The 1,602-nt window shown below is 40.3% G+C and carries 2 protein-coding genes; one reads left to right on the top strand and one right to left on the bottom strand.

Annotated features, from left to right (window positions below):
- The coding region (eutL, locus tag V7083_RS22355) for an ethanolamine utilization microcompartment protein EutL (protein ID WP_335482232.1) at nt 1-454 on the bottom strand (454 nt) is incomplete at its 3' end.
- 213 nt (nt 455-667) lie between these two features.
- Between eutL and V7083_RS22350 the strand changes: the two genes are divergently transcribed.
- On the top strand, nt 668-1,462 hold the full coding sequence (locus V7083_RS22350; protein ID WP_335482230.1) for a GNAT family N-acetyltransferase: 795 nt from the start codon (nt 668-670) through the stop codon (nt 1,460-1,462).
- The last annotated feature ends 140 nt before the right edge of the window (nt 1,463-1,602 follow it).

Below are 1,602 nucleotides of genomic sequence, written 5' to 3'. Positions count from 1 at the left end.
CAATTAAGTAAGCCAACGGCTCCCCTGGTTGAATTCCTGCCTGTTTAGATAAGAACGTGCCAGTTCGAGAGATTGTGTGGGCGTAGAAAGCATGTTCTCCTGCTTCATCAACCGCATAAAACGCAGGCCCCTCATTAATCATTTGCACAGCCACATCCAAACCACTTTTTACCTCGGAAGGTGTAGGTCCTGCGAGAATGCCAATAAACTCTCCTGATAATGGACCTGATGCATGAGCAGCCCCGGCATAAAAAGATTTGGCATAAACAACTTCGACATCCGCCATTTTGGTAGCTTCATCAATCGCTGTATAACCGACATCATCACTTGTGCTCGTAACCAACCCGAGGCTTTTATAGCGATTAGGAACCTGTAATTGTTCCCGTAAGCCAACATCTATATTAGGAATGATCTGACTCGCTAACACATTCGCAGGTACTCGTTTCAACCCCATTGATTCACCTCCAAAAAGCAAAAAGGTGCCCTGCTGCAGTTTTCTGCATCAAAGGCACCTTTGCCGACCATCATTCACTTTTCATGATTACTATATCCTATTTTATTTATATAGATTTATACCACAAATATGGAATAATTTTGTCCTACAGTTCTAAAGGCCTTTTTTTCACATAACCATTATTAGATTCGTACTGAGGAGGAGTTTTTCAATATGATTCCCTTAAAAGAATTGCAGGTTAAGGAAGTCGTCCAATTAACCCAGGACAACATGATGGACCTAATGCGGTTTTGGAGTAGGTTCACTAACGATATCCAGGTAATAGATGGTGAAAATTGCTTCAGAGTACAATCTTCTTTGCCACATCCTTTGTTTAATCATATTTTGAAGACAATATGCCCAGATAATAGAGATTATTTTATCAAAACGTTGATTCAAGATTATAAAAATATGAATGTCCCATTTCTCTGGAGAGTGTGGGAACATGATACTCCTCAAAACCTCGGAGAAAAATTGAAAGAGTTTGGTGGCGAACAAATTAGAAGCACCTCATTAATGGCTCTAGATATTGATAACTTTCAGCCACTATCGGATCCAATTCCGGAGTTAATTATTAAACCTGTAAGGAATAAATTCGATTCAAAGAGATTCACGAAATGTTGCTCAACAGCCTTTGAAATACCAGAATTTTTATCAGAAACACTCACAGAAATATTGTCAAAGCAACAAGTTGATTTAGAACATTATGTTGGTTATGTAAATGGAACAGCGGTCGCAACCGCAACAATCTTTTATAGTAATGGCGTGGCTGGAATTTATAATGTGGCAACATTACCTGAATTTCAAGGAAAAGGAATTGGGGTGGAAATGATGACAGCTATTCTTTTAATAGCAAAACTGGAAGGATATAAAACAGCTGTTCTTCATTCAACACCGGTAGGGCTGCGACTCTACGAAAGACTGGGTTTCCAAAGCTATGGGGAAATGAGACAATACTTATTTTTATAAGTTTGATCGCATCGGTTTGAAAATCGATGCTTTTATTTTTTGGCTGTGTTAAACTTGGCTGTTGATTTGCGCTCCAGGTGCTTCGCTTTCCGTGGGCGTTTCGGCGAGCCTCCTCGGCGCTTGCGCCTGCGGGGTCTCTC

This window comes from Bacillus sp. JJ1764, from assembly GCF_036962145.1.
Lineage (GTDB): Bacteria > Bacillota > Bacilli > Bacillales > Cytobacillaceae > Neobacillus.
This window is presented reverse-complemented; position numbering and strand designations above follow the sequence as displayed.

Coding starts and splice junctions, on each gene's coding strand:
- V7083_RS22350 (WP_335482230.1), top strand. CDS start 668: ATGATTCCCTTAAAAGAATTGCAGGTTAAGGAAGTCGTCCAATTAACC.